General features: G+C 67.2%; 16 protein-coding genes. 12 read left to right on the plus strand and 4 right to left on the minus strand.

Annotated features, from left to right (window positions below; all coding sequences use genetic code 11):
- The first annotated feature begins 49 nt into the window (after positions 1-49).
- From VGK20_09870 to VGK20_09880, 3 genes are all read left to right on the plus strand, one after another.
- The gene (locus VGK20_09870) at positions 50-3,193 is read left to right on the plus strand and encodes a thrombospondin type 3 repeat-containing protein (GenBank protein ID HEY2774341.1); all 3,144 of its coding nucleotides are present in this window, start codon (positions 50-52) and stop codon (positions 3,191-3,193) included.
- A gap of 143 nt (positions 3,194-3,336) precedes the next feature.
- Positions 3,337-4,734 (plus strand): FAD-dependent oxidoreductase, encoded by a 1,398-nt coding sequence (locus VGK20_09875; protein HEY2774342.1) that lies wholly within the window; start codon positions 3,337-3,339, stop codon positions 4,732-4,734.
- A gap of 44 nt (positions 4,735-4,778) precedes the next feature.
- Positions 4,779-5,765: a sigma-70 family RNA polymerase sigma factor gene (locus tag VGK20_09880; GenBank protein ID HEY2774343.1), complete on the plus strand. Its 987-nt coding sequence runs from the start codon at positions 4,779-4,781 to the stop codon at positions 5,763-5,765.
- On the opposite strand, the gene VGK20_09885 is transcribed toward VGK20_09880, so the two are convergent.
- On the minus strand, positions 5,728-7,431 hold the full coding sequence (locus tag VGK20_09885; GenBank protein HEY2774344.1) for a class I adenylate-forming enzyme family protein: 1,704 nt from the start codon (positions 7,429-7,431) through the stop codon (positions 5,728-5,730). The genes VGK20_09880 and VGK20_09885 overlap by 38 nt on opposite strands.
- A 260-nt stretch (positions 7,432-7,691) precedes the next feature.
- Between VGK20_09885 and VGK20_09890 the strand changes: the two genes are divergently transcribed.
- The 4 genes from VGK20_09890 to VGK20_09905 all read left to right on the plus strand — a co-directional run bounded on the left by VGK20_09890 (position 7,692) and on the right by VGK20_09905 (position 10,359).
- Positions 7,692-8,282, plus strand: a complete 591-nt coding sequence (locus VGK20_09890; GenBank protein HEY2774345.1) for a hypothetical protein — start codon at positions 7,692-7,694, stop codon at positions 8,280-8,282.
- A gap of 5 nt (positions 8,283-8,287) precedes the next feature.
- Positions 8,288-9,436 (plus strand): serine hydrolase domain-containing protein, encoded by a 1,149-nt coding sequence (locus tag VGK20_09895; protein HEY2774346.1) that lies wholly within the window; start codon positions 8,288-8,290, stop codon positions 9,434-9,436.
- A gap of 41 nt (positions 9,437-9,477) precedes the next feature.
- On the plus strand, positions 9,478-9,882 hold the full coding sequence (locus VGK20_09900; protein HEY2774347.1) for a hypothetical protein: 405 nt from the start codon (positions 9,478-9,480) through the stop codon (positions 9,880-9,882).
- A gap of 63 nt (positions 9,883-9,945) precedes the next feature.
- A complete protein-coding gene (locus tag VGK20_09905; protein ID HEY2774348.1) occupies positions 9,946-10,359 on the plus strand; it encodes a hypothetical protein in 414 nt (137 codons plus the stop codon).
- 89 nt (positions 10,360-10,448) lie between these two features.
- On the opposite strand, the gene tpx is transcribed toward VGK20_09905, so the two are convergent.
- From tpx to VGK20_09920, 3 genes are all read right to left on the minus strand, one after another.
- Positions 10,449-10,955, minus strand: coding sequence for a thiol peroxidase (tpx, locus tag VGK20_09910; GenBank protein HEY2774349.1), 507 nt, complete (start codon positions 10,953-10,955; stop codon positions 10,449-10,451).
- Between the two features lie 260 nt (positions 10,956-11,215).
- Positions 11,216-12,832 (minus strand): ATP-binding protein, encoded by a 1,617-nt coding sequence (locus VGK20_09915; GenBank protein ID HEY2774350.1) that lies wholly within the window; start codon positions 12,830-12,832, stop codon positions 11,216-11,218.
- Between the two features lie 121 nt (positions 12,833-12,953).
- Positions 12,954-14,579, minus strand: coding sequence for a tetratricopeptide repeat protein (locus tag VGK20_09920; GenBank protein ID HEY2774351.1), 1,626 nt, complete (start codon positions 14,577-14,579; stop codon positions 12,954-12,956).
- A 212-nt stretch (positions 14,580-14,791) separates the two neighbouring features.
- Here VGK20_09920 and VGK20_09925 point away from each other — a divergent pair, with 212 nt between their 5' ends.
- From VGK20_09925 to VGK20_09945, 5 genes are all read left to right on the plus strand, one after another.
- Positions 14,792-15,865, plus strand: a complete 1,074-nt coding sequence (locus VGK20_09925; GenBank protein HEY2774352.1) for a glycosyltransferase family 9 protein — start codon at positions 14,792-14,794, stop codon at positions 15,863-15,865.
- Positions 15,866-15,946: 81 nt separating this feature from the next.
- A complete protein-coding gene (locus VGK20_09930; protein ID HEY2774353.1) occupies positions 15,947-16,627 on the plus strand; it encodes a DUF4254 domain-containing protein in 681 nt (226 codons plus the stop codon).
- A 75-nt stretch (positions 16,628-16,702) separates the two neighbouring features.
- Positions 16,703-17,593, plus strand: a complete 891-nt coding sequence (locus VGK20_09935; GenBank protein ID HEY2774354.1) for an alpha/beta hydrolase — start codon at positions 16,703-16,705, stop codon at positions 17,591-17,593.
- A gap of 190 nt (positions 17,594-17,783) precedes the next feature.
- Positions 17,784-18,530 carry a ribonuclease PH gene (gene rph / locus VGK20_09940; GenBank protein ID HEY2774355.1) on the plus strand — a complete coding sequence of 249 codons (747 nt, stop codon included), beginning with the start codon at positions 17,784-17,786 and terminating at the stop codon, positions 18,528-18,530.
- 147 nt (positions 18,531-18,677) lie between these two features.
- Positions 18,678-20,420: a PAS domain S-box protein gene (locus VGK20_09945; GenBank protein HEY2774356.1), complete on the plus strand. Its 1,743-nt coding sequence runs from the start codon at positions 18,678-18,680 to the stop codon at positions 20,418-20,420.
- Positions 20,421-20,450 lie beyond the last annotated feature (30 nt).

The following is a 20,450-nucleotide window of genomic DNA, read 5'->3' on the forward strand; positions in this document are numbered from 1 at the left end:
TCCCGCCCATCGGGCAGCCGTTTTTCTGCCCGCACGGGGGACCGAACACATGAGGATTCGAAGCCGCGACTTGATCGTCGTCACCGGTCTTGTGCTCGCCGGCACCCAGGGAGCGTGGGCCCAGGGCTCTTTCTACAACTTCGAGACGCCGCCGGTGCATCCGGTCGAGATGACGCCCGACGGGACCCGCCTGCTCGTCACGAACACAGCCGACGGGCGCCTCGAGGTGTTCACGCTCGGCGGAGCGCTGCCGGTGCACACCGCATCGATCCCGGTGGGGCTCGAGCCGGTTTCGGTGCGAGCCCGGTCGAACAGCGAGGCCTGGGTCGCCAACAAGATCTCCGACACCGTCAGCATCGTCGATCTGACGGCCAGGAACGTCGTCGCGACGGTCGCGGCAGGCGACGAGCCCTGCGACGTCGTCTTCGCGGGCAGCCCGCAGCGTGCGTACATCAGCCTGGCCCAGCCGAACCAGGTCACCGTCTACGACCCGTCGACGCTGGCGCACACCGCGACGGTCAACATCCAGGGAAAGGACATCCGTGCCCTTGCCACCGATGGCACGCACGTCTACGCGGCGATCTTCGAGTCGGGAAACCGCTCGATGATCCTCCCGCAGTCGATCGTCGACGATCCGAGCGGCCCTTACGGCGGCGTCAATCCTCCGCCGAACAGCGGCATGAGCTTCAATCCTCCGATCGCAGGCGGCCTTCCGGCTCCTCCTGCAGTCTCGCTGATCATCAACCGCGAAGGGACCGACTGGAAAGACGACAACAACAACAAGTGGGATGCGCTGATCACCTGGGGCCTCAACACCAACGACGTCGCGATCATCCAGACTTCGAACCTCGCGGTCACGTACGCGCTGGACCTGCTCAACATCAACATGGCCATCGCGGTCAATCCGGCCAACGGACGCGTGTTCACCGTCGGCAACTACGGCCCGAACGAGCACCGCTTCGTCGAAAACGCGCTCGATAACCTTCGCATGCGCATCGCGAGCTTCGATCCGAACAACGTCAACGTCGGCAACGGGGTGGCCGATCTCAATTCGCACCTGTTCGCGACGCCCGGAAATCCGCAGTTCCTCAAGACCAGCGTCACGCCGGCCGAGCAGCACATGTCGATCAGCGATCCGCGCGGCATCGTGTGGAAAAGCGACGGCTCGGGCGCCTACATCAGCGGCATGGGCTCGAACAACGTCATCAAGGCCAGCGCAACGGGAGCCCGTCTCGCGACGATCGACGTCGGGCAGGGACCCACCGGACTGGCTCTCGATACGCCGCGCCAGCGACTGTACGTGTGGAACCGGTTCGAAGGCAGCGTCTCGTCGATCGACACGGGCACCGACACCGAGCTCGGGCGCTCGAGCCTCTACGATCCGACGCCGGCAGTCATCAAGACGGGCCGCCCGTTCCTCTACGACGCGCACCTGACGAGCCGGCTCGGCAACGAGTCGTGCGCGTCGTGCCACGTGGACGCCAACCGCGACACCGAAGCGTGGGACCTCGGCGACCCGGCCGGTTCGATGAAGACGCTGGACGTGCCGTGCAACACCGGCGTCGGGCCGTCCAATTCCTGCAGCGACTGGCATCCGATGAAAGGCCCGATGATGACGCAGACGCTGATTGCGTCGGTCGGCACCGAGCCGCTGCACTGGCGCGGCGATCGCGAGAACATCGCAGCGTTCTCGGTCGGCTTCACCGACCTGATGGGCGCCGCGGCGCCGCCGACGCCCACGCAGATGAACCAGCTCGAAGCGTTCCTGGCAACGACACACTTCCCGCCCAATCCGTACCGCACGTTCGACGACGCCTCCCCGTCGTCGGTGCCGGGATATCCGGGCAACGCCGCCAACGGAGAGATCCTTTTCGACACGAGCGCGATCCAGGGCGGCACGACGACCTGCGTGACCTGCCACACGATGCCGACCGGAGGCGCGGGCTTCGTCGTTTCGCCCGACATCATCGGCGAGACCCAGGGAATCGCGGTTCCCCAGCTTCGCGACATGTACAGGAAAGTGGGCCTCGACTTCACGTCGACGACGAACAACCGCGGGTACGGCTTCGGTCACGACGGCGGCTTCGACACACTGTTCGATTTCCTGAAACAGTCGCGCTTCCATTTCCCCGCCGGCTCGCCGGGCGACACCGAGAGGCACGACCTCGAAGCGTTCCTGCTCTCGTTCCCGTCCGGCACTCACGCGGCGGTCGGCCGCCAGATCACCGTCGACGGTAACAACAAGGCTGTGCAGGCGACCATCGACCTGATCGACGCGATGCTCGGCCTTGCCGATGCCGGCAAGGTGGGGGTGATCGCTCGCGGCAAGTTCGCAGGGGAGCAGCGCGGGTGGGTCTACGTTGCAGGCACCAACAGTTTCCAGTCGGACCGTGCCGGCGAAATGGTCACTGCCGACAACCTGAGGCTCGGCTGTGCGGCCGCAAGCGAGGTCACGTTTACCGTCGTGCCGCCGGGCACGGAGGTGCGCCAGGGCGTCGATCGCGACGAAGACACCTGGTTCGACAGCGACGAGATCGATGCGGGAACCGATCCCGCTGATCCGAATTCTCATCCGAGCGGGATGGGAACCGACTCGGATGCCGACGGAGTGCCCGATGCGAGCGACAACTGCCCGACGGTGTCCAATGCTTCGCAGGCGGATGCCGACGCAGACGGCGTCGGCGACGCGTGCGATCCGTGCACGTTCGGTGCGACTGCGACGCTGGCCCAGCTCGCGCTCGGCCGCGTCCCGCTGCCGCTCGGAGACGAATCGCTCAAGCTCAAGGGCGCCGTCGACGTGCCGACTTCGCCGGCGATCGATCCGGCAACCAAAGGACTGCGCATCCTGGTCGGCGACGCGTCCAATGCGACGCTGCTCGACGTCACGGTGCCGGGCGGCGCGTCGTGGACGTCGAAGGCGACGGGTGCGACGTTCAAGAGCGCGGCGACGACGGGAATCCGTCGCATCAAGGTGCGCTGGAAGGCCGCGACCCCGGGGCACCTTCTGATCGGCATCAAGGGAAGCGGGCTTTCGGTCGATGCGACCGCTGCGACTCTGCCGCTTCACGCGACGGTCGTCATCGATCAGCCGGTGGCAGCCGGTGGCCAGTGCGGGGACTTGTTGTTCCCGGGACCGTCTCCGGCACCCCACTGCGCGATGGCCGGCGGCGGGACTGCGATCTTCTGCAAGTAGCGAAGGGCTAAAGGCACCGGCGTCCCGTCGATTTACGGGGCGCCGGTGCCATCGCCTCAGCGCGGCCCAGCGCGACCGCATTGCCGCGTAACCTTTCGGGCGCGCCGTTCGTGAAGGTCCCAAAACGACGGAGGTGACCCTTCATGGCCACGGTCCAGAACCAATCGCTTTCGTTCGCCGCCGACCTGGGGGCGAATTCTCTCGTGCAGACGCGTTCGTCGGGCCCTGCGGCCTTCGACGCCGACGTCATCGTCGTCGGTGGCGGACTTGCCGGGCTGACGGCGGCCGCGTTCGCCGCGCGAGCCGGCGCGCGCGTCGTCCTGCTCGAACGCACCGAAGAAGCCGGCGGACGAGGGACAACCCATGAGAGCTCCGGATATCGCTTCAACGTCGGTCCGCATGCCCTCTACGACGGCGGCCCCGCGTACAAGACGCTTACCGAGCTCGGCGTGTCCTTTACCGGCCGGCGCCCGGCGGTCAGTGGCGGACTCGGGTTGCACCGCGGAGGACTTCACGCGCTGCCGGGCGGATTCATCTCGCTGCTGACGACGGATCTCGTTCCGCTCACCGGCAAGCTCGAGCTCGGCCGCGTGCTCGGCTCGCTCGCGAAGATCGATGCCGCGTCGGTCAAAGGTCAGACGTTGCGCCAGTGGCTCGACGCGACGTTCCGCGACGATGTCGTCCGTGCGCTCGTCGAAGCGCTCGCGCGGCTGACGTCGTACGCGCACGATCCGGAGCGCTCGTGCGCAGCGGCTTCGATCACGCAACTGCAGGCCGGATTCGCCGCTGGCGTCCTCTATCTCGACGGAGGATGGGGCACTCTGGTTGCCGGGCTGCGCAGCGCCGCCGAAGCGGCCGGTGCGCGCGTGAAAACCGGCCACCGCGTGAAATCGGTGCGCTCCCGCGGCGACGGTGCCGAGGTCACGCTGACCGACGGACGCGCGCTGCGCGCGCGCATCGCAATTCTTGCGCTGCCGCCGCCGGTTGCGGCGGCGCTCGCCGAAGGCGACGGCGCCGCGACCATCGCCGCGTGGGCCGGCAGCTCGATTCCGGTCAAGGCCGCGTGCCTCGACCTCGCTCTGCGGCGCCTGCCGGACCCGCGGCGCCTGTTCGTGCTCGGGATCGATGCGCCGCTCTATTTCTCCGTGCATTCGGCTTCGGCCGCGCTCGCTCCCGACGGCGGAGCTCTCGTCCACGTCGCGAAGTACCTCGGCCCCGACTCGGGCGATGCCAAGCAGGTGGAACGGGAGCTCGAGGCGTTCTGCGATCTCGTGCAGCCAGGTTGGCGCAGCGTTCTCGTCGAGCGCCGCTATCTTCCGTCGATGCTCGTCACCGGGGCACTCGTGGCCGCCGATCGCGAGAGGCCGGGTCCGGAGCTTCCCGATACCGATACCGTGCTGGTCGCCGGCGACTGGGTCGGGGACGAGTCGATGATCGCCGACACTGCCGTCTCGAGCGGTCGCAAAGCCGGTCTGGTGGCGGCGGCGCGCGCCCGCGCGAGGGTCGCAGACGACAGCACTGCCGCCGCCGCGCTCGCATGAGCAGGGCGGAGGCGACAGAGTCGCCGCCGGAGCTCCTGGCGGCGATGGCAGACCGATCCGCAGCGCTGTTCGACGAGCATCGCGGGTTCCTGTGGGGACTGCTCTACCGGATGACCGGCTGCGCGGCCGACGCCGACGATCTCGTGCAGGAGACGTTCGTGCGCCTGCTCGAGAAGGATACGGACGGCGACGACCGGCCTCTCAGGCCGTGGCTCGTGCGCGTCGCGATGAACCTTGCACACGATCTGCTGAGACGACGCAGGCGAAGTCCGTATGTCGGTCCCTGGCTGCCGTCGCCGGTCGCCGGGGACGATGAGAGCGAACGTATCGAGGCCGTCGAGGTCGTCGCGTCCGGCGTCAGCACCGAGGGCCGTTACGATCTCATCGAGAGCATGTCGATGGCGTTCCTCGTGGCGCTGGAGGCGCTGACGCCGCGCCAGCGTGCCGTGCTGCTGCTGCGCGACGTGTTCGACTACTCGGTGCGCGAAACCGCGGTGGTACTCGGTTCCAGCGAAGGAGGAATCAAGGTCGCGCACCTGCGCGCGCGGCGCGCGATGCAGGGCTACGAGGGGACGCGGCACCCGTCGGTGGCTGCGGCGCGCGACAAGGCCCGCGAGGCGCTGTGGAAATTCACCGAAGCGCTGGTCGCCGGCGACCTGGCCCGCGTCGAGGACCTGCTCACCGAGGACTGCCGCGCGCTGAGCGACGGCGGCGGCGAGTTCTACGCCGCGCTCAACCCCATCCTCGGAGCTTCGCGCGTCGCGCGTTTCTACCAGGGCATCCTGTCGAAATACGGGGGCGTCGGCTCGATCGTCGGCATGCTGGTCGGCGGCATGCCGGCGCTGTACCTCGACTTGCCGGACCGTGGCGCCGGCCATCCGGAGATCGACGCGTCACGCGTGGCGCGTCGCTTCGTGCTTCAGGCCGACGTCGATTCGAACGGGCGTATCACGACGCTCTACGCCGTGCTCGCCAGCCGCAAGCTGACGCACTCTAGGCCCCGAGAAGCTGCTTCTTCAGGTCGCGCTTGAGAATCTTGCCGGCGGGATTGCGCGGCAGCGGCTCGTCGAAGAACCAGACCTTGACCGGAACTTTGAAGCTCGCGAGTCTTTCGCCGACCCACTTCTTGAGCTCTTCTTCGCTCGCGCTGCGGCCGGCGGCCAGGTGCACCACCGCGCCGACTTCCTCGCCGAGCACCTTGTGCGGGATGCCGATCACCGCGGCATCGGTAACCGCGGGGTGTTCGAACAGCGCACCCTCGACTTCGACGGAAGAAATATTCTCGCCGCCGCGAATCAGCAGGTCTTTGGCGCGGTCGACGAGGTAGACGAACCCCTCTTCGTCGATGCGTGCGAGGTCGCCGGTATGGACCCAGCCGTCGGTGAACGTCGCGGTCGTTGCTTCCGGTTTGTGGAAGTATTCCTTGACGACGTTCGGTCCCTTGATCCACAGCTCGCCGACCTGGCCGGCCGGCAGCGTGCGGCCTTCTTCGTCGACGACCTTGAGGTCGCAGACCGAAACCGGAACGCCGACGCTGTCGGGATGGCGAAGGTAATCGACGCCCATGTTCATCGTCGTGACCGACGACGTCTCGGTCATGCCGTAGCCATTGCTCGGAGTACGGCCGGGAAACATTTCCTCGATCATGCGCACCAGCTCGGGAGCGGCAGGCGCGCCGCCGTAGCCGATCGAGCGCACGCTCGAAAGGTCGCGTGTCTTGAAGTCCGGGTGCGTCAGGACCTGCCAGACCATCGCGGGAACTCCGCCGAACGTGACGACTTTCTCGCGCTCGATCAGCTCGAGGGCGCGCGCGGGATCCCACTTGTGCATGATCACGAGCTTGTTGCCGGCGGCCAGGTTCGCAACGAGGATCGAATGGCAGCCGGTGGCGTGGAAGAACGGCACGGACAGCAGGTAAACGCTCTGGCCCGGGCCTGCCGGCGGTTTGGCGCCGGGCACTGCTCCGCGCATCGCGGCGCGCATGTTCGCAAAGCGCAGGCTGAACAGGTTGCCGCAGATGTTGCGGTGGGTGCCGAGCACGCCTTTCGGATGTCCCGTGGTGCCTGACGTGTAGAAGATCGTCGCGTCGTCCTCCGGATCGAGCGCAACCGCCGGCATTTCGGCACCGGCGGGCGGGTTACCGAGGACGCGGTCGAAGTGCTCGGCTCCGCCGGGAAGCTCCGCTCGCGGGTCGCGTGCGACGATGATGCGAAGGCCCGCAAGCTGCGAGAGCTCGGGAACCAGGCGGTCGAGGCGCTCGGCATCGCCGAAAAGAACGGTCGAGCCTGAGTCCTGAAGACCGTAGACGAGCTCGGGCCCGGTCCACCACGCATTGAGCGGCACGACGATGGCGCCTGCGGACGCGGCGGCCCAGAACGCGACGGACCACTCGGGGAAGTTACGCATCGCGATCGCGACGCGGTCTCCCTTCTTTACGCCGTAACGATCGCGCAGGACTTGCGCGAGGTGGGTGCAGGCGAGGAAGTGCCGCTCGAACGTCCAGCGGTCGTCTTCGTAGACCATGAAATCGGTGTCGCCGTGCGTTCGGCTCAGTGCCAGCACGGCGGCGAGCGAGGCCGGAGCGTTCTTCCACACGCGCGTCGGAACGCCGCGAATGACGATCTCTTCCATCTCGAGCACTTCGCCGGGCGCAGTCAGCCTGGCATGGATTTCGTGGATCGACGGTGCGTTGTTCATCGGTGGTCCTTGCGCTGCAGCCGGTGAAAGCAGGGAATTCCCGCAGTTGGAACAGTTGGAACAGCTCGAACAGCTCGAAATGGGAAAGCTTATAACCGAGACCGCCTCCGGGTGAAGCTCCGGCTGCGGAGGGCATCGGGCAGCCTCGCCGGCGGTCCGTGGTCGCCTCTTTTTCGCCAGATCACGACGCAAATCGCCCGGCACCGTGCGGCGCGCCGTCGCGGTTGCACAAATCCGGCCCCGTGGCGATATGCGCGCCGATGCCGCGCTACGCCGACGACCTTACGCTGCGCCTGGCGCGCCGCCAGTATTTCGACGCCAACGGGTTCGGCGAGGGCGGCTACGACGAGAAGTGGGTCAAGGTAAAGATCGGTCCCTTGCCGTTCGCGTTCCCGAACACTGCCCAGCGAGTGCGCTCGGTGCGACTCCACGACCTGCACCACGTCGTCACCGACTACGGCACCGACATGACCGGCGAGTCGGAGATCGGCGCGTGGGAAATCGCATCCGGATGCCGCGACCACTGGGCGGCGTGGGTGCTCAACCTGTCGGCGTTCGGGCTCGGGCTGCTGATTGCGCCGCGGGCGATGTGGACGGCTTTCGCGCGCGGACGCCACAGCGCGAATCTCTACGACGGCGAATACGACGAGGCGCTGCTCGACGAGAGCGTGCGCTCGCTGCGCAGCCGCCTGCGCCTCGGTGCGGCAGCGCCTGCTGCCAACGCGACCGACGTCCTCGCGTTCGTCGCCTGGTCGCTGGCGGGAATCCTCGTCTTCGGCACCGCGCTTGCGCTGACGCTCGCCCCGCTGGTGCTGATCGTTGCGTCGCTGCTGCGCCTGCTGATGCATTGACGGCGATGCCTGCCGCGCAAATCCACGGCAGCTGCGACCCGCGCTTCGAACGCGTGCGCGAGGCCTTCGCGGGAAATTTCGCCCAACACGGCGAGATCGGCGCTTCGCTGGCGGTCATTGCCGGCGGGCGCACCGTCGTCGATCTGTGGGGCGGGCATGCCGACGCTGCGCGAACGCGTGCGTGGGAGCGCGACACGCTCGTCAATGTGTTTTCGGTGGGCAAGGGCGTGCTCGCGCTGGCGATGCTGATGCTCGTCGATCGCGGCCTGGTCGATCTCGATGCTCCGGTATGCCGTTACTGGCCGGAATTTGCGGCGGCCGGAAAGGAAGCGATCACCGTGCGCCAGCTGCTCGCCCACCAGGCGGGCCTGCCGGCTGTGCGCGAAGTTCTGCCCGACGGCGCGATGTACGACTGGGAACGCATGACGTCGGCACTCGCCGCGCAGTCTCCGTGGTGGAGGCCGGGGACGCGCCACGGCTACCACGTCAACACGTTCGGATTTCTCGTCGGCGAAGTCGTGCGGCGCACCAGCGGCTTGAAGCCCGGAGCTTTCATTCGCAATGAGATCGCGGCCCCTCTCGATGCCGATTTCGTGATCGGCGTTGCGCCCCGGGACGATGCAAGGGTGGCCGAGTTCGTCTGGCTTGCGGAGCTTGCCACGGTGCCCGAGGTCGATCGCACGCGCATCCGCGACGAAGAGCTGATGCAGCTGCATACCTATTTCAATCCGCGGGGCGCCTCCGGTCACGGCACCGTCAACGACACGCAGTGGCGCCGCGCCGACTATCCGTCGACCAACGGCCATGCCACCGCGCTCGGCATCGCCAGGATCTACGGCGTCGTCGCCGCGGGAGGTCGCGCAGGCATGGTGTCGCGCGAGGCGCTCGACGAAGGCGCGCGTGAGCACTCGGTCGGAATCGATGCGGTGCTCGGACGTCCGTCGCGATTCGGGCTCGGTTTCCAGCTTGCGCCGCTCGACAAGCCGATCGGGCCGAATCCGGGGGTCGTGCTGCACTTCGGCGCCGGCGGTGCCCTCGGTTTTGCCGATTCCGTTGCCGGTGTCGCGTTCGGCTATGCGATGAACCGGATGGGGCCGCGCTACCACAACCCGACCAACCGCAACCTGATCGGGGCTCTGTACGAGTGTCTGTAGCCATTGCCGGATGCTCGCGGCGGGCCTATCCTCGAAGCGGCATGAAGAAGGCAAGCGGGCTGTCCGGCTGGATCGCGATGGGCGCCGTTCTGGTGCTTTGCGCCGTCGCCGGCGCAGACATCGCGACGACTGGCATTTCCGGCGTCGTCGTCAACACCACCTGTGCCGGCCCCTGCGCGGTGCCGCCTCCGCCGCCACCGTTGTTTACGGGTGACGGGCTCACGGTCGTGATCCGCAGCCTGCCCGACCATGCGCTGGTGGCCAGGCTGCACCCGACCGACGGACATTTCGGCATCGAGACGCCGCCTGGTCTCTACAAGGTGCGTGCTTTCGTCGGCGATCCGAGAATGCCGACGTGCTGGGCCGGCTCCCGCCGCCGGGTCCTCGTCGAGGACGGCGCGGTGAGCCACGTGCGGTTGAAGGTCGCCAACCTTTGCATCCTGTGACGGGATCCCGATGTTGGAGGTGACGCGTCGTAGATCTACTCGGCTACGGCCAACATGGCACAAATGAAATCCAGAACTTGGAACCGCTGGGATCCAGTTATCGTCCTTGTGTGGACGATCTGGGCGCTGGCATGGTTGCGTGCTGGACTGGACAGTTCCCCTTATCAAATCGAGGGCCAATTGGTTGCTCTTCTTGTTCTGGAGGTTTCGGGATTTCCCATCGGTCTCATCGTTCCGTTAGCTATCGGTGGGGTTCTGGCCGCGCTGCGTGTTCCCGAGCCGACTGCTCTCGGAGACAACGGACGCTTTGTCATCGTTTGGGCCGTCGCTGCCATTGCAGGCCTCGTGCAGTGGCTGTCATGGCCACGTATCTGGCGTGGTGCATTTCCGAGGAAATCGGGCCGTAGATTAAAAAATGACAAGACGTTTGGCGATCACCCTGCCGTAGAGGGAAATACGAGATCGCGCTCCAGCTGAGGTTTCCCTCTCAGGTTCCAAGCAAAACGACAACGGCCCCGCGACGCAGCGTCGCGGGGCCGTTTGTCATTGGCGAAGCTTCGCCCCGGTCAGTGCTTCAGCGCCGCAAGCGCCGCATCGTAGTTCGGCTCGTGCGCGATGTCGTCGACCAGTTCGCTGTAGGTGACCTTGTCGTGCTCGTCGACGACGAAGACGGCGCGCGCCGTGGCGCCCATCAGGGGGCCGTCGGCGATCGCGACGCCCCAGCGCTTGCCGAAGTCGCGGTCGCGGATGTCGCTGCCGGACTTTACGCGGTCGAGCCCTTCGGTCGTGCAGAAGCGCTTGGCGGCAAACGGCGTGTCGACGCTGGCGACGACGACGACGACGTTCTCACCGAGCGACGACGCCTGCTCGTTGAATTTGCGCGTCTCGATCTGGCACACCGGCGTATCCAGGCTCGGCAGCGTCACGATGACTTTTTTCTTTCCGGCAAGGCTCTGTTTCGTGATCGGCGCCATGTCGGAGCCGGTCAGGTTGAAGTCGGGCGCGGTGTCGCCGACTTTCGGCAGGTTTCCGGCCAGGGTGACGGGGTTTCCGCGAAGGGTGGTTTTCGACATATCGGCTCCTCTCCTCTGGGGCTCGTGAGGGTGGCAAGCGGGGTGTTTCGACTGCGGCGCCAGTTAGCGGGGGCGGGGCGAGAGCGCAACGCACCCGATTCATTCCATGCCTGTCGTCGCCGGCGCCGCCCGGCCTGGCCGTTCCTCTTGCGGAAATCTTCGCCGATCTCGAGGCGGCGCGCTGAAGAGCCGCGCCCATCGGACGACGTCGGCGGCTTCTCTCATCCAGATCGCGAACGGAAAGCGACGCGAGGGCGCCGCTAGTCGCGCTGCTGGCGCCTCCACCTCTCGACGGTCTGCTCGACGAACCCCTGCGGAGTGGTTTCCTGCCTCCACGCGGCGGCGAACTTGGCCGAGCCGCTGCGGGGCCGGAACTCTTCGGCAAGATTGTCCATCGTCAGGCGCACGGGCACGTTGACGCCTTCGCCGACGACGATCGCTTCCTGGGTTCGAAGCGCCGGAAGAGCATTGATGAGGCCGCCCGAGCTGTCGGGCAGCGTCTTGGCGACGAACTCCTGGTCGGGGAAATTGCTCATGCGAAGCGCGAACAGCGTGTTGCACTGCGACAGCACTTCCGGCGAGATTTCCGACGGCCGCTGCGTGATCAGGCACAGCGCGACGCCGTACTTGCGCCCTTCCTTGGCGATTCGCGCGAGCGCCTTGCGCGCCGACGGAAACGCGGCCTCGCCCTTCGGCACGTAGCGGTGCGCTTCCTCGCAGACGAGCAACACCGGCACGGCCTTGTTGCGCTCGGACCACAGCGTGAAGTCGAAGATCATGCGGCTGATCATCGAGACCAGGACCTCGACGATCTCGGAAGGAACTCCCGAGAGATCGACGAGCGTGATCGGCTTTCCTCCGACCGGAATGCGCAGCAGTCGGCCGATGATCTTGGCCATGTTGTCGGAGATGAACATGCCCGAGAACATGAAGCTGTAGCGAGAGTCGGCCGTCAGCGTCTCGATGCGGTCCTTGATGCGCATGTACGGCGCGCTGGTCTCGGGTTTGTCGAGGCGTCCCATCTGGCGATCGAGGTACTGCAGCAGCGTCGCCATGCGGTACGGCACCGGTGTGTCCACGGTGATGTAGCTCGTGTCGCGGCCTTCGCCGACGTAGCGCCGCTTGGCCTCGAGGATGCCGCCCTTGAGAATGCCGACCTCGGTCTCCTGCTGCATGCCGTCGCGACCGACCAGCAGCTCGACGGTCTCCTCGAAATTGAGCAGCCAGTACGGCAGTTCCATGTTCTGCGGCGAGACGATCTCGGCCCTCTCGCCGAAGGCCTGGCGATATTCGTTGTGCGGATCGAGCAGCACGACGTGGCCGCTGGTGTTCTGGTCGAGGATCGCGCGCAGCAGCAGCGCTGCCGTGCACGACTTGCCGGACCCCGACGTGCCGAGCACCGCGAAGTGTTTGCCGACGAGGTGGTCGGTGGTGACGAACGCCGGCAGCGTGCGATCCTGGTGAATGGCGCCGACGCGGACGTTGGAGGCGGCCGGCCTTGCGTAGACGCGCTCGAGGTCCGCGCGCGTCGCGGTAAAGACCTCGGAGCCGAGGCCCGGGTAGACGGAGACGCCGCGCTGGAAGCCGCCTTCGGTTCCCGTGGCGACGTCCTTCATCGCTTCGCCGAGAAGATCCAGTTCGAAGAAGTGCTTCTCGTCGGCCACCGGCGGGAAGGACGGATTTTCGGTGCGCAGGCTGGAAATCATGCCGAAGACGGTCGAGTGCCCCGTCTCGATGCGGGCGATGGCGCCGACCTGCACCGCCGAGCGTGCGACGCCCATGCTGTTGCCGTCGCTCGACGTGTAGACGAGCAGCGCAGAAACGCGGGATCCCGCCACCGAAATGACGTGACCGATCTTGGTCGAACTTTCGCTCACGAGTCTCCTCTCCCTTGGGCCTTGCGGCCGACCCCCCGTCGCCCGACGGCAGCGCTGCCCGCAAGGCTCCTCCCTTGCCTCGCTGGATTTCCCGATCGCGCTTCGCGCTACGCGGCCCCGCTCAGAATGCCGGTGCGACGGTGCTTTGTTTAGCCCAGATCGCCTTGGCCTGCATCTCCATTCGCTCGGAAGCGTCGATCTCGTCTTTCAGCAGATATGCAAACGAAATCGTCCGAAGGGCCCACGCATAGTCCGGCGAAGTGTCGCCTCGGGCAGCAATGATCGCGTCGAGGTAATTGCCGGCCGCTGCTTCGGCATTGTCGACGTCGTTCATCTCCCGGTAGGTTTTGGCCAGCGACAGCAAGGTATCCAGACGCAACGAGTCGTAGGCATCGAGCGTGGCCGAGGCCACCTCGGTAGCCGTGTGTCCGAGAGTCACGGCCTCCGGGAACCGCTTGGACGAACGAAGCAGCTCGACCAGGCTCTCGAGGGCGGCCAGGTAGTCCTGGCAGCGATAGCGTCGCTCGGAAAGAGGAAGCGTCGGCCATGCCGCGGTGTAGGCGTCGACGACACCGCGAAGCTCACGCTCGGCAGCATCGCTTTCGCGCTTCTTCAGCGCGACGAAGGCCACCGCGTGGCGTGCGGCCGCGATGTCGAGCGCGTCTCCTCCGCGGGCTTCGAGCGCATCGAGCGCGCTCTGCGCCGAAGCTCCCGCTTCGGTGTCGCCGGCCCACAGCTGCTGTTCATAGGCAGCTGCGTCGGCCGCCGATTCGGGCTTGCCGAGCTTGAACAGCAGCTCGGGCTGATCCTCGAGACCGCACGGTGCCGCGAACACGAGATGACCGGCACGAGGACGCAGGAACTCGGGGTCGAAAGGGCTCGGCTGCCCCGATACCAGCGCGTTCGTATAGTCGGTGAAAGCCTGGTCGCGAGAGTTCTTCCAGACGTCGAGGCCGCGAGCGTAAAGAGGACCGGCAAGGTCGTATTTGCCCTGGCGCGCGTAGAAGCGGGCCGCATCGCAGAACGCGACCGAAAGGCGGATGTCGAACGAACCGAAGCGCGACTGGATGTCGGCAATTTCGGCGAGCACGAGAGGTTCCGCCTTCCCGTACTGGCCGCGCGCGACGAGGATTCGAACGAGCCCCTGGCGCTCGATCTCGCAGTCTCCGTGCGCGGCAAGATCGGGGTCTTCGAGGCACAGGCGGCGCGCCTCCTCCAGATGCTGCCTGGCGCTGTCGTCGCGGCCGGCGTTTTCGTAGAGCTCGGCCATGTGGACGTGAATCATCCGTTGCGTCAGCTGGCGCGGGGCGGCTTCGTTCTTCGTCTTCGACGATTGCTGCACGACGTCGGCGGCCGACGATGTCGCGGGCACCAAGGCCATTGTTCCGAGCGCGTCGGATTCGGCTTCGGGATAGCGCTGCTGGCGGATGCGCAGCTCGGCCCGCAGCAGCAGCAGCTCGGGCGTCTGCGGAGTCTGGTGGATCACGTTGCGCGAGGGATCGTCGGGCGGCTTGGTGCCGGGCGGCGGCGCCAGCGCCTTCTTCAGCAGCTCTTCGGCGCTGTCCAGGTTTCCGGCGCCAAGGGCCGAGCGCACCATCTCGACGCCCGCGGCGCCGACCGGCTCTGCTTTGGCGTCGTCGCCGTGCGAGGTGGAGGCAGGGTTGCCGCGCATCTGGCCGAGCGCGGCGCAGCCGCCAAACGCTGCCAGGGCAACCAGCGCCAGCGCAGCGCCGGTGCATCGCCGCATCGGGCCGGTCGTGCTGCGGCTGTCCGCAGGTGGTTTCCTCGAGCCTTTCACGGTTTGCGCGATCGCCCCGGGCCCACCCGTGTGCGTCCGGGCAGTTTGGACCGGACAAAGCCGCGTTCGCAACGTGAACCGTGACGAGGTGCGGCGGACGCGGCGGGTACCTGCGCGCAGCAGGCGTGGCGTTGCAAGCGCTGCTTCGCTAGTTGGCAGGCATGCAGGAGGGCCTGGCCGGTGCGGGCGCGGCCACTGGCGCGCCCCGGCACATACTCATCGTGCGGCTCGGCGCGATCGGCGACTGCCTTCGCGTGCTGCCTTCCGTGGCGCTCCTTCGCCGGGCCTTCCCGGCGGCTGAGATAGGGTGGGTCGTTAGCGATACCGCGGCTCCGGTCCTCGAGGGGAACCCGCTTCTCGACCGGGTCCACATCGTCCGTCGCCGTGCGCTCAAGGCCGGCGCCTGGTCCGCGTGGAAAGAACTTCGCCGCGCGGGCGGCGAGCTTGCCGCTTCCGGCTACGACGTCGCGATCGACTTCCATACGCGCCTGAGAAGCGGCTATCTCGTCCGGGCCAGCGCCGCGCCGCTGAGGATCGGGCTCGGGCTGCGCTCCGGGACGGAAGCGAACTTCCTCTTTACCAATTGCCACGTAAGCCTCGACGATAAATACGAAAATCGTGTCGTTCGATTCATGAGGCTGCTGCATCCTCTCGGTATCGAGCCCGACCTCGCCCCGCCGCTGGCAAACCTCGGTCTCTGGATCCCGCCTGAGATAGCGGAGGCGGCCTCGGCGACTTTTGACGAGGCAGGCCGCCCGGTCGTTGCAGTCTTTCCCGGCACCAGCGATCACCGCGCCGGCGACCGCTGGCCCGCGGAGCGCTGGCAGCAGGTGGTTGCCGCTCTCGGCGAGCAGGGAGTCGGGTGCATGGTGCTGTGGGGGCCCGGCGAGATGGACATCGCCGCGGCAGTTGCTGCCGCTTCGCCGCGGGCCGTGCTGGCTCCGCCGACGAGCCTGGTCGAGATGATGGCACTCGTCGGCCGCTTCGGTCTCTACTTGGGCGCCAATACGGCGGCGCTGCACATGGCCTGGATGCAGCAGGTCCCGGCCGTCGTCCTGGCCGGGGGCAGGCCGTGGAGGACTGACCGGCCGCTTTCACCGGCGCGGTCGGTGATGCTGAGCGCCGGCGGCGTCGAGCCCTCGCGAAAGCTGAGGGGCAGTGCGGCGCGGGCCGCGGTCGAAGGCATCCGGGTCGAGGAAGTGCTCGCCGCAGCACGCACCCTGCTGGCCGGCTGAGCGTGTGCTGCGTCACGCGCCTGCCGCAGCAGACCGTGCGCTGGTCCGCCCGCCTTGCCTGAACTAGGTTCCGGCCCCGCGATGGACCGTTCCCCCGACGAAATCGTCGCGCTCCACGACCGCCTGCTGCTGCGCTGGGAGGATGCCGAGAAGGACAGCGCGCAGGCCGGCGCCGACCTTGCCGCGATGATCCTGCCACCGGTCTTGTCGGACGAAGCACTGCTCGAAGAACGGATCGAAGTCGCGCATTTTGCGAACTTCGTGATCTGGCGCCTCGAGGACGAGGCCCGCCTTCGCGAGATCCCCGACAGCCGCGTCGCTGCGCTCAAGCGCGCGATCGATCCGTGGAACCAGCGTCGCAACGACCTGATGGAAGCGATCGACGTGGTCTATCTCGCGCAGTTCTCGAACGTCGATGTCGCGGGCGCGCGTCTTCATTCGGAAAGCGCCGGCATGATCATCGATCGCCTGAGCATCCTTGCGCTGAAGATCCACAACCTCGAGAAGGTCGCCATCGATGCGGCCGCGGACGATGACATCGCGACGGTCGAGGAGAGCCGCCACCGCCGCGAGCTGCTGAGCCAGCAGCGCGCCGACCTCGGCGCCTGCCTGGCGGCGCTGCTCGACGATTTTGCGGCGGGACGCAGCTGCTTTCGCTGCTGGCGCCAGCTCAAGGCTTACAACGACGAGAGGCTGAACCGCGCGCTGCGGGCGGAGACCCGCGCGAAGGCTGCCCAGCCGGCGCAGGGGCAGCGCGGCTGACGCCACGTGATCCGGCGCGTGAACCACCGTGTGAACCGCAGCGCGACTACAGCGCAACTACAGAAGGAGAAGACCATGAAAACCGATGCCAGGACCATCGAAGTCGATGCGAACGGCATCCGCTTCGTCGCCTTCGAGCTGGGCAGCGGTCCGCTGCTGCTGTGCCTGCACGGTTTCCCCGACGACGCGACGACGTGGCGCCGCCAGATGGCGCCGTTCGCCGACGCGGGCTATCGCGTCGTCGCGCCGTACATGCGCGGGTATGCGCCGACGTCGGCGGCGCCCGGCGGCATCTACCAGACCGCCGCGCTCGGGCGCGACGCCGCGGCGCTGGTCGAGGCCCTGTCGCCGGACCAGCAGGCCGTCGTGTTCGGTCACGACTGGGGCGCACTGGCGGCGTACGGTGCTGCGCTGTTCGCGCCGTCACGCATCCGCAAACTGGTTGCCGCCGCCGTCGCTTACGGCCCGCGCCTGACCACTGCGTTCGCGACGAACTACGCGCAGCAGAAGCGGTCCTGGTACATGTTCTTCTTCCAGACCCTGATGGCCGAAATGGCCGTTTCCCACGACGACCTTCGCTTCATCCGCAACCTGTGGAGCGACTGGTCGCCGGCGTGGAAGTACACCGACGCAGACATCGCGCCGGTTCTGCAAACGCTAGCCCGGCCCGGGGTGCTCGAAGCGGCCCTCGGCTATTACCGCTGCCTGTTCGACCCTTCGCGCCAGGACCCCGCGCTCATGGCCGACCAGATGCGGCTCGGCATGGAGCCGATCACGGTGCCGACGCTGTACCTGCACGGCTCCAACGACGGCTGCATGGGACTGGAGCTTTGCGAAGGAATGGAGGAGGCGTTCCCCGGCGGCCTCGAAAAGACTGTGATCGACGGTGCCGGACACTTCATGCACTGTGAGAAGCCCGAGCAGGTAAATGCGCGAGTTCTAGAGTTTATCGGATTGGCGGACTGAGGGCGGAGTGAAGTTGGGGTCAGGCACCAGCACGCTGGTGCCTGACCCCAATTTCGGCGAGTCGGTCGGGGCCCGCGGTGCGGGGTTCGACGATGGCGCGGGTTGTACCACCACCCGGGCGAGGGCCGCCAACACAAAACGACGGCGACGAAAGATTGTCGCAGCAGCTTCGACAGGAGAATCCCACGACATGTCATCGACGGCAGCAACGGCGCGCAGCGACGGGCGGGGAGACCGCGAGCTCAGGCTTCTTACGATCGAGCCCGGGTTCATCGAGCACGCCGAAGGATCGGTACTGATCGGCATGGGCCGGACCCGGGTCGTCTGCACCGCCAGTGTCGAGGAAGGGGTTCCCGGCTTCCTTCGCGGCCGCGGGACCGGCTGGGTCACGGCCGAGTACGGGATGCTCCCGCGCTCGACCCATACGCGCAACGACCGCGAAGCCGCCCGCGGCAAGGTTGGCGGCCGCACGATGGAGATCCAGCGCCTGATCGGCCGCAGCATCCGCGCTTCGGTCGACATGGCCGCGCTCGGCGAGCGCACGATCCAGATCGACTGCGACGTCCTGCAGGCCGACGGCGGCACGCGGACCGCGTCGATTACCGGCGCGTGGGTGGCCGTGGGCCTGGCCTGCCGCCGCCTCGAAAAGCAGGGGCTGCTGCTGCTCGGAAACCCGATGGTCAAGGCGGTAGCGGCCGTCAGCGTCGGCATCGTCGGCGGCCGCGCCCTGCTCGACCTCGCGTACGACGAGGACTCGCGCGCGGACGTCGACATGAACGTCGTGATGACCGGCGACGGCGAGTTCGTCGAGGTCCAGGGCACCGGCGAGGGCGGCACGTTCCGCCGCGACCAGCTCGACGAGCTGACCGACCTGGCATGGACCGGCATCCGTGAGCTCTTGGCTGCCCAGCGCAAGGTCCTGGATCACGCCGGCTGAGCGCAGAAGGGTGGGAGAACCGCGCGCGCAGCGGCCGGCTTCGGCCCGCGCCCGAACGGGCGATGCGGCCTCAGGCCGGAAAATCCTTGGCGGACAACGAGGACTGTCATAACCTTCGGCGTTCCCGCGATTCCCTCGCCCTTCGCGATGTCAGGCGCTGCCGAAAACAGACTACGTACTTCGCACGCGAGCGCGCTCGAGCGGCGCGCCCACGACCTCGCGGCGCTGCACGAGGCCTTGCGCGACCTGTCGCTGCTCACCGATGTCCCGACGCTCCTGCAAACGTTGCTCGAGCGTGTCGTCGCGCTCCTCGAGAGCTCGTCCGCCTCCGTGTTTCTCCATGACGAGGCGTCCCGCGAGATGGTCGTCGCTGCGACGCGGCACGGAAGCCTGACGGCCGGTACGCGCTTCGCGCTTCATCACGGCCTGACCGGCCGCGTTGCGGCCACCGGCCGCCCGCTCCTCGTCGATGATTACCAGACATGGGAGCACCGGCTGCCGGAACTCGCGTCCCACGGCGTGCACGCGGTTCTGCTCGTGCCGATGACGACCGGAGGCCGCCTCGTCGGCGCGCTCGGCGTCGGGGAATACACGACCGGGCGCAAGTACGACCAGGACGATGCGCACCTGCTCTCGCTGTTCGCGGCGCACGCGGCCGCCAGCCTGCGAAGCGTGCAACTGCTGGAGGCGACGCTTCGCCACGCCGGCGAGCTCGAGCGCGACAACGAGCGAAGGCGAGTTGCCGAGGAGGCGCTGCGTCACAGCGAAGAGCGCTACCGCTCACTGGTCGAGGACATGAACGACGTCATCTACACGTTCGACGAGACCGGGCGCTTTACGTACATCAGCCCCGTCGTCGAGCAGATGACAGGCCACAAGCCCGAGGAGCTTTTCGGCCGCTCCTTTACCGATTTCGTGCACCCGGACGACCGTCCGTTCCTGATCGCGTCGCTGTCGCGAGTCCTCGAGCGGCGGCGAGAGCCGATCGAATTTCGAATCTTTGCCAGGGACGGCCAGCTTCGCTGGTGTCGCAGCAGCAGCCGTCGCCATGTCGTCGGCGGTGTCGCGGTCGGGATCACCGGCTGCCTGACCGACGTCACCGAGGTGCGCAGCGCCCACGACGAGATCCGCCGTCTCAACGAGGCCCTCGAGCAGCGCGTGCACGAGAGGACGGCCGAGCTGGCCGCGGCGAACAAGGAGCTCGAAGCGTTCGGTTACTCGGTCTCGCACGACCTTCGCGGCCCGTTGCGGGTGATCGAGGGCTTCAGCCAGCTGCTCACCGACGAATTCGGCGACCTGCTCGGCGAGAAAGGCGTCCAGTACCTGGAAAGCGTGCGCGGAAGCACCAGGCGCATGGCCCAGCTCATCCAGGACCTGCTCAATCTTTCGCGGGTCACCCGCAATGCGATCGAGAGGCGCCCGGTGGATCTTGCGTCCATCGCGACGTCGATCGTCGGGGAGCTGCGGCGCGCCGAACCGGCGCGTGACGTCGACTTCGAGATCACGCAGGATCTCGGTGCAAGCGGCGATCCGTCGATGCTGAGGATGGTCGTCGAGAATCTCCTCGGCAATTCGTGGAAGTACACGAGCCGTCACCCGTCGGCACGCATCGAGTTCGGCTCGCGTCGCGAGCGCGGGGAAGTCGTCTTTTTCGTGCAGGACGACGGCGCCGGCTTCGACATGAAGTACGCCGACAAGCTGTTCCTTCCGTTCCAGCGCCTGCACCTTCCCGGCGAATTCGACGGCACCGGCGTCGGCCTGGCCATCGTCGATCGCATCGTGCGACGCCACGGCGGCCGCGTCTGGGCTGACGGCCAGGTCGAAGCCGGGGCGACGATCTTCTTCACGCTCGCTCCGGCGCGCGATCCGGAGGCTACGGCCGCCGGCTGACCCGCCGTTTCGGTCCTTCGCCTCCGCCTT

The sequence above is a fragment of the Candidatus Binatia bacterium genome (assembly GCA_036493895.1).
GTDB lineage: Bacteria > Desulfobacterota > Binatia > UBA1149 > CAITLU01 > DATNBU01.

Bases quoted from the DNA above. Each gene is read 5' to 3' on its own strand.
- VGK20_09935 (HEY2774354.1), top strand. From the start codon at position 16,703: ATGAAAACCGATGCCAGGACCATCGAAGTCGATGCGAACGGCATCCGC.
- VGK20_09930 (HEY2774353.1), top strand. From the start codon at position 15,947: ATGGACCGTTCCCCCGACGAAATCGTCGCGCTCCACGACCGCCTGCTG.
- VGK20_09870 (HEY2774341.1), top strand. From the start codon at position 50: ATGAGGATTCGAAGCCGCGACTTGATCGTCGTCACCGGTCTTGTGCTC.
- VGK20_09945 (HEY2774356.1), top strand. From the start codon at position 18,678: ATGTCAGGCGCTGCCGAAAACAGACTACGTACTTCGCACGCGAGCGCG.
- VGK20_09880 (HEY2774343.1), top strand. From the start codon at position 4,779: ATGGCAGACCGATCCGCAGCGCTGTTCGACGAGCATCGCGGGTTCCTG.
- VGK20_09885 (HEY2774344.1), bottom strand. From the start codon at position 7,431: ATGAACAACGCACCGTCGATCCACGAAATCCATGCCAGGCTGACTGCG.
- VGK20_09895 (HEY2774346.1), top strand. From the start codon at position 8,288: ATGCCTGCCGCGCAAATCCACGGCAGCTGCGACCCGCGCTTCGAACGC.
- tpx (HEY2774349.1), bottom strand. From the start codon at position 10,955: ATGTCGAAAACCACCCTTCGCGGAAACCCCGTCACCCTGGCCGGAAAC.
- VGK20_09875 (HEY2774342.1), top strand. From the start codon at position 3,337: ATGGCCACGGTCCAGAACCAATCGCTTTCGTTCGCCGCCGACCTGGGG.
- VGK20_09900 (HEY2774347.1), top strand. From the start codon at position 9,478: ATGAAGAAGGCAAGCGGGCTGTCCGGCTGGATCGCGATGGGCGCCGTT.
- rph (HEY2774355.1), top strand. From the start codon at position 17,784: ATGTCATCGACGGCAGCAACGGCGCGCAGCGACGGGCGGGGAGACCGC.
- VGK20_09890 (HEY2774345.1), top strand. From the start codon at position 7,692: ATGCCGCGCTACGCCGACGACCTTACGCTGCGCCTGGCGCGCCGCCAG.
- VGK20_09905 (HEY2774348.1), top strand. From the start codon at position 9,946: ATGAAATCCAGAACTTGGAACCGCTGGGATCCAGTTATCGTCCTTGTG.
- VGK20_09925 (HEY2774352.1), top strand. From the start codon at position 14,792: ATGCAGGAGGGCCTGGCCGGTGCGGGCGCGGCCACTGGCGCGCCCCGG.
- VGK20_09920 (HEY2774351.1), bottom strand. From the start codon at position 14,579: ATGCGGCGATGCACCGGCGCTGCGCTGGCGCTGGTTGCCCTGGCAGCG.